This is a genomic window from Streptomyces sp. NPDC006602 (assembly GCF_042870385.1).
Lineage (GTDB): Bacteria > Actinomycetota > Actinomycetes > Streptomycetales > Streptomycetaceae > Streptomyces.
In genome coordinates this window covers 109,378-116,340 of record NZ_JBIAHG010000004.1, presented here as the reverse complement: position 1 = coordinate 116,340, position 6,963 = coordinate 109,378, and the positions used below count along the sequence as shown (strand labels likewise).

Here is a 6,963-nt window from a genome sequence, read left to right as displayed (position 1 = left end):
CCCCTTCTACCCCCCCCCCCCCCCCCCCCCTCCCCCCCCCCCCCCCCCCCCCCGGCGCGCGCCCCCCCCCCCCCCCCCCCCCCCCCCGCCCCGCTGGTCACACCCGACTGGTCAGAAGGTGAGTTTCCAGCTGTTGATGGTGCCCGTGTCCTGCGCGGCCGTGTCCTGGACGCGGAGCTTCCAGGTGCCGTTGGCCGTCTCGGAGGACGCGTTCACCGTGTAGGTGGTGTTGACGTTGTCCGCGGAGTCCGAGGAGCTCGCGGCCTTCAGGCGGTAGGCGGTGCCGTCGGGTGCGATGAGGTCGATGACCAGGTCACCGCGGTAGGTGTGGGTGATGTCGACACCGACCTGGAGGGCCGAGGGGGCGCTGCCGCTGCGGCCGCTGACCGCGATGGAGGACTCGACCGCCGAGCCGTTGTCCGGGATGGCGACGGCGGTGCTGCTGGAGTAGGTCGTCCCCGTGGTCGTACCGCCGCTGACGGCCGCCACGGTCTTGGCCGCGTCCGCCAGACCGGCGCCGCAGCCGCCCGAGCAGGCGCCCGGCAGGGCACGGGCGTTGTTCTTGATGGCCGTCTCGATCTGCGCCGGGGTCAGCGCCGAGTTGGCCGACTTCACCAGCGCGATCAGACCCGCGATGTGCGGGGTGGCCATGCTGGTGCCCTGGTAGTAGGCGTACGACTCCGTGGACGCCGTCTTGGTGCCGGAGTTGAGCGTGGACAGGATGCCGTTGGCGGTGCCGGTGCTGGTCTGACCGCCGGGCGCCGAGATGTCCACGAGGGAGCCGTAGTTGGAGTAGGAGGCCTTGGCGCCGGTGCGGTTGGTCGCCGCGACCGAGATCACGTTGTTGCAGTTGCCCGGCGAGTGGGCCGACACGTTCTCGTTGTCGTTGCCCGCGGCGACGGCGATGGTCGTACCGCGGTTCACGGCGGCGGTGATGGCGCTCTGGGTCGCGCTGGTGCACGCCCCGTCGCCGCCCAGGCTCATGTTGATGACCTTGGCCACGTTGGTGTTGGCGGGCACGCCGGAGACGGTGCCGCCGGACGCCCAGGTGATGGCGTCGATGATGTCGGAGTCGTAGCCACCGCACTTGCCGAGCACGCGCACCGGGGAGATCTTCGCGCCGTACGCGATGCCCGCGACGCCCTTGCTGTTGTTCGTGACCGCGGCGATGGTGCCGGCGACGTGCGTGCCGTGCCAGGAGGAGTTGCTGGCCGGGATGCCGGAGCCGCACTCGTTGGCCGCGTAATAGTCGCCCGGGTCGGCCGGGTTGCTGTCGCGGCCGTCGCCGTCCACGGAGACGGCCGTGTCGGCGATGAAGTCGTAGCCGGCGACGATGTTCGCGGCGAGGTCGGTGTGGGCGACGTAGCCGGTGTCGATGACGGCGACGGTGACGCCGGTGCCGGTCGAGGTGCTCCAGGCGCCCGGCACGTTCATGCCGGCCGTGGCCTCGAACAGGTCCCACTGCTTGGCGTACTCGGTGTCGTTCGGGTCGGCCTTCGCGGTGTTCAGGCGGTCCGGTACGACGTAGGCGACCTGCGGGTCGGCCCTGAACTCGGCGACGACGTCGGCGACATCGGCCTTGGTGAGGTCGGCGCCCAGGTCGACCAGGGCGGCACCGGTGCCGAGGCGGCGCTGGAAGTCGAGGTCCTCGCCGGCCTCCTTGCCCTTGGCCACGGCGTCGGCCTCGGCTGCCTTGTTCGACTTGGCCTCGGCGGCGCCGGACGTGTAGCCGACGATGAGGCGCTCGGCCGGGGTGCCGGGGGCGGCCTCGGTCAGCGCGGCCGGGACGGCGGACTCCTGGGAGGTGGGCTCCTGGGCGACGGCGACCGTGGTGGTGGCGGCCGTCAGCAGGGCGGCGGAGACCGCGGCCGCGGATATCAGCTTCCGTCTGGAAGATCTCGGGGAGCTTGAGGGGCTGGAGGACAGGGAGGTGCGCAAGGGCTTGCCTTTCGTGGCCGCACTCGGGGCAGCGCGGAGTGGCGGTCGAATCGCTTCGTCGCTGAAGCGGCGGGGGGTGAAGCCGAGTGAGGATGATGCGAAGGGCACAGAGGCGCGCGGGGGCCGGCCAAGCGCGGGGCCGGCCCGTTCGGGGTTGCCTGTGGGGCGGCTGTGGTCGAACGATAGGGACAGGGGAGGTCCTGGGGATACAGGGGAAACCCTCGATCCGGCCGGAAACTCACCCTCGACACCGGTCCGTTGACCGGAAACGGTCTGCTTTACGCCGGTTGGCGGCCCCGTGAACGCCCCGGGCCGTTTTCCCGTACTGGACGGGAGCACACCGTCGCACCGCACACGAGCAGTTCGTTCCCGTTCCGGCCGAGGAGACGTTCCGGATGCCCCGGACCACCGCACACCGCACCGCCGCCCTGGCGGCCTCCGTCACGAGCTCACTGCTGCTGGGCGTGTGGGCGGCGGCGCCCGCTCAGGCGCACGGCGCACCGACGGATCCGGTCAGCCGGGTCTTCGCCTGCTCCCCCGACGGGGGCAGCCCGTCCCGGTCGGCGGCCTGCCGGGCGGCCGTCACCGCCAACGGGGCCTCCTTCACGGCCTGGGACAACCTGCGCGTCGCGAACGTGAACGGCCGCGACCGGCAGAAGATCCCCGACGGAGAGCTGTGCAGCGGCGGCCTGCCCGCCTACAAGGGCCTCGACCTGGCCCGCTCCGACTGGCCCTCGACCCAGCTGACCCCCGGCGCGACGCTGACCATGCGGTACGTCTCGACGATCCCGCACACCGGGACCTTCCGGCTCTATCTGACGAAGCCCGGCTACGACCCGACGAAGCCGCTGACCTGGGACGACCTGCCGGAGCAGCCGTTCGCGGAGGTGACGGACCCGGCGCTGACCGACGGCGCGTACCGGATCAGGGCGAAGCTGCCGGCCGACCGGACGGGACGGCAGGTGCTGTACACGGTCTGGCAGAACAGCAGCACACCGGACACGTACTACTCGTGCTCGGACGTCGTCTTCCCGGCGGCGAAGAGCGCGGGGGCGGCCGGGGCGGGCTCGGCGTCGGCCACGGCGGACAGCGGCCGGGAGCCTACGAGCTCTGGTCCCTCCCCCACCCCGAGCCCCGTCGAGAAGCGCACCGCACCGGCCGGTCCGTCCACCGCGGCGAGCCGTTCGGCCGGTACCGACGCCGAGGCCGGCGCCGCGCCCGACAGCACCCCGGTGGCCGCCACCGGGGGCTCCGACTCCAGCCCCTCCGCGCCGATGCTGGCGGGCGGCGCCGCCGCGGTGCTGGTGCTCACCGGGGGCGCCGCCCTGGCGCTGCGTCTGCGTCGACGCTGAACTCCTTTACGGCGCGGGTCAGTTGACGAAGACCGGCGCGTCCCCGTCCGTCACCGGGGCGTACTTCGCGGTGAAGTAGCCGTTGGCGAAGCAGAGCGAGGAGCCGGACGTCCTCGTGAACTGCTGGTTGGTGAAGTTGATGCTGTTGTCGGCGTTGTCGGCGGTGCCGACCAGGCTGGGTGCCTGGTAGACGCAGTTGATGCTGCCCAGCAGCGTGCGCAGCACGACCGTGGTCTGGATGGTGGAGCCGCTCGCCGGGGTGACCGTGACGCTGCCGTCGGAGTTCACGGAGGTGGTGTACGGCAGGTTGTTGACCGTGATGCTGGTGACGCCGAGCACGCCGACGACATTGGCGGTGCAGCCGGCGAAGGTGTGGGCGTCGAGCGACTCGGTGGCGGTGCCGGGCGCGGCCGGGTTGTCGGTGACGGTGGCGGTGAACTGCGAGGACGTGCAGGAGATGCCGCTGGTGCCGGTCGCGCTGGAGTAGAGGGTCGCGGTGGTGCCGGTGGCAAGCGGCGCGGTGAGGACGTCGCCGACCGCGACGGCGGTGCCTCCGAGGCCGCCGGTGGTGAGGACGGTGCCGTCGGCCGCCGAGGCGGGCGAGACCGCGGGGAGGACGAGGGCGGCGACTGCGGCGGTGAGGGTGAGGAGGGATCGCGTACGCATGCGGGTGCCTCTTTCTGAGGGGGGTGGGGGGCGGATTGCTCCGCGACCGGCACGGCCACTGGGGGGAAGAGGCCGTGCCGGTGTCTTGGAGGGGCGCACTCGGGCCGTACTCGGTTTGCACTCGGGGTGCGAGCGGGTCGTACTCGAGTCCGCACTCGGGCAGCGAAGTGCCCGTACTGGACAGAACGTCCGGGAAGCGGCTGGATCCGGCGCCACGGATCTGGGGGAGCCAGGGAGAGTTGTAGACCTGAGGGTCAGTCAACGTCAAGGTTTTGTGCGGGAGTTGGCCTTGCGCGCCACAGGTGGCACACAATCAACACTCTTTTCCCGCAACGTTCTTGACCCTGGAATGTAACCGCCGGTAACTTCCTCGACGGCTACTGACGCGTAACGAGAAAGCCCTTGCAGTCACCGGGAGTTGCGAGGAGACGTGCGCCCAGTTCCGCTGTCCGCGCCAGGGCAACGTGCGCCACTGAACCCCCATCGCATTGACTATGCCCACGGGAGCAGAACATGGCCTCGTCCTCACCAGCAGTACCCGAAGTCTCCGAAGCCCCCGCGAGACGCGGGCTGGTTCGGGCCCGGCGGGCCGCGATCATGGCGGTGCCGGCCGCGGCGGTCGTCGCGGGCCTCGCGATCCTCACGGCCGAGGGGGCGCTGGGTGTGCAGTTCGCCATCTCCGGCATGCCCTTCACGGTCACCGCGACCGAGCTCGACGGCACCGGCTTCGAACAGTTCGGCGGCCTCGACCAGATGGCGCCGGGCAGCCCCAACGAGGGCGACACCGGCGGCCAGGTGCTGGTCATCACGTCCGCGATCAAGAACGCGACGCTCACGAAGCTGTGCCAGAGCGTCGACCTGGGCGGCACCAACCTGCTGATCACCGCGGGCGGCGGGAAGGACAAGGTCGAGGCGACCGACCTGACCACCGACTCGACCGAGCTGTCCGGCGACGCCGCCTTCGACGACATCGAGATCGGCAACGACGCCGGCACGCTCACCCGGGCCGGCGTGAAGGGCCCGAGCGGAGTGTTCAGCCAGCAGGCCAGGACCGTGCACATCGGGAACCTGCGGCAGACCAACTACGCCACCACCGCAGGGGTGTTCAAGCTGCCGGGCCTGAAGCTCGGTTTCAGCAGCAAGGGCTGCTGATGTCCGAGGGGCCACAGCAGGGAGTGCGGCCCGCCTTCCGGCGCTGGCGGGCCGCCCGTCCGTTCTGGGGCGGGCTGCTGCTCACCCTGGGCGGTGCGGAGATCCTGCTCACCGAGAAGGCGTCGCTGAAGGTCATCCTGCACTCCGGCGCGCAGGCTCTGGCGGGCTACCTCCTGCCGACCCTGATGCTGGTGCTGGGACTGCTGATCCTCTTCAACCCCGTACAGCGGCTCTTCTACTCGATCACCGGTGTCCTGCTGTCCCTGGGCACCTGGGTCACCTCCAACCTGGGCGGCTTCTTCATCGGCATCCTGCTGGGGGTCGTCGGCAGCTGCCTGGCCTTCGGCTGGCTTCCCGACCAGGAGCCGCGCCGGAGCCGACGGCAGCGGCGCAGGGAGACCCGCGAGGCGAAGGCGCTTCGGCAGGCCGCGTAGGAACCGGGCCGGACCGGGTGGCCGGGTCACCGTCCGGCCACCTGCCCTGCCCTGCCTCGCCCTGCCTCGCCCTGCCGCACATGCAGCACATGCAGCACATGCAGCACATGCAGCACATGCGGCACATGCAGACCCGGCCGACCGGGCGACGGGCGACGGGATGTTCCGGTCGCGATGTACGGACTGCCGGCGCAAGCCGTAATGGCATAGTCCCATGACACCGGACCATCACGATGTGGCACCGACAGCTCACTGCGAGCGGTCGATCACTTGACTACCGGCGGTCACACACGGTTGGCTCCGAGCCAGTGAAGGTTCAACAGGTCGACGCACATTCCGCGATCCGGCCTCTCCTTCGCGTTCCACTTGCTCGGCCGCACAGCGAGGTGCCACCTCCATGAACACTCCTCCCCCACCTCAGGTTTCCTCCGGATCCGTTCGTGGGGCCGCCGCGGTCGCCGCGGTCTGTCTGCTCCTCGTCGGCTGTTCCGGTTCCGGCGGTGCGCGGCTGGACTCGGGCGCGGACGCGGCGGGCAGTTCCGGTTCCGGCGGGCTCAAGGTCGCCCTGATCACCCACGGCGGCAAGGGGGACGACTTCTGGCAGCTGGTGCAGAAGGGCGCCCGGGCCGCGGCCGCCAAGGACGGCATCGAGCTGACGTACGCGAACGACTCCGATCCGGCCGGGCAGGCGGAGCTGGTGCGGGACGCGATCCGCGACAAGGTCGACGGCATCGCGGTGACCCTGGCCAAGCCGCAGGCGATGAAGAGCCCGGTCGCCGAGGCGCGGGCGGCAGGCATACCCGTGGTCGGTCTCAACTCCGGTATCGACTCCTGGCGGTCGGCCGGTCTCCTGCAGTACTTCGGCCAGGACGAGAGCGTCGCGGGCCGGGCCGTCGGGGAGAAGCTGGACGGCCTCAAGGCCGGACACGCCTTGTGTGTCATCCACGAGCGGGGCAATGTCGCCCTGGAGGCACGCTGCGCCGGCGTGAAGAAGGCGTTCGGCGGCGAGACCGAGATGCTCTACGTCGAGGGCACCGACATGGACGCGGTGAACGCCGCCATCACGGCCAGGCTGCGGCAGGACTCCACCATCGACGAAGTCGTCACGCTGGGCGCGCAGTGCGCGCTCGCCGCCGTCAAGTCGGTGAAGGCGGCGGGCAGCGGCGCCGGGGTCGCCACCTTCGACCTCGACAAGGACCTGGTCAAGGCCGTGCGGAACGGGAACGTGCAGTTCGCGGTGGACCAACAGCCGTACCTGCAGGGCTACCTCGCCGTGGACTCCCTCTGGCTGTACAAGACGAACGGCAACGTGAGCGGGGGCGGCGTGGCGCCCGTGCTGACCGGTCCGGCGTTCGTCACCAAGTCGAACGTCGCCTCGGTCGCGCAGTTCGCGGCGGCCGGCACCCGCTGACCGGCCGCCC

At 71.0% G+C, this 6,963-nt stretch carries 6 protein-coding genes; 4 read left to right on the top strand and 2 right to left on the bottom strand.

Annotation, left to right across the window (positions count from 1 at the left end; all coding sequences use genetic code 11):
- Positions 1-111: 111 nt before the first annotated feature.
- Entirely contained in the window at positions 112-1,938 is a 1,827-nt protein-coding gene (locus ACFYO2_RS12860) for a S8 family serine peptidase (protein WP_388347798.1), read from the bottom strand.
- 395 nt (positions 1,939-2,333) lie between these two features.
- On the opposite strand from ACFYO2_RS12860, the gene ACFYO2_RS12855 reads away from it, so the two are divergent.
- Entirely contained in the window at positions 2,334-3,290 is a 957-nt protein-coding gene (locus tag ACFYO2_RS12855) for a lytic polysaccharide monooxygenase (RefSeq protein WP_388347796.1), read from the top strand.
- An 18-nt stretch (positions 3,291-3,308) separates the two neighbouring features.
- On the opposite strand, the gene ACFYO2_RS12850 is transcribed toward ACFYO2_RS12855, so the two are convergent.
- The gene (locus ACFYO2_RS12850; protein WP_388347794.1) at positions 3,309-3,956 is read right to left on the bottom strand and encodes a Tat pathway signal sequence domain protein; all 648 of its coding nucleotides are present in this window, start codon (positions 3,954-3,956) and stop codon (positions 3,309-3,311) included.
- Between the two features lie 513 nt (positions 3,957-4,469).
- Here ACFYO2_RS12850 and ACFYO2_RS12845 point away from each other — a divergent pair.
- From ACFYO2_RS12845 to ACFYO2_RS12835, 3 genes are all read left to right on the top strand, one after another.
- Entirely contained in the window at positions 4,470-5,108 is a 639-nt protein-coding gene (locus tag ACFYO2_RS12845; RefSeq protein WP_388347792.1) for a DUF6230 family protein, read from the top strand.
- Positions 5,108-5,542 carry a DUF6114 domain-containing protein gene (locus ACFYO2_RS12840; protein WP_388347789.1) on the top strand — a complete coding sequence of 145 codons (435 nt, stop codon included), beginning with the start codon at positions 5,108-5,110 and terminating at the stop codon, positions 5,540-5,542. Before ACFYO2_RS12845 ends, ACFYO2_RS12840 begins: the two co-directional genes overlap by 1 nt.
- Before the next feature lie 397 nt (positions 5,543-5,939).
- Positions 5,940-6,953 (top strand): substrate-binding domain-containing protein, encoded by a 1,014-nt coding sequence (locus tag ACFYO2_RS12835; RefSeq protein ID WP_388347788.1) that lies wholly within the window; start codon positions 5,940-5,942, stop codon positions 6,951-6,953.
- Positions 6,954-6,963: the final 10 nt, after the last annotated feature.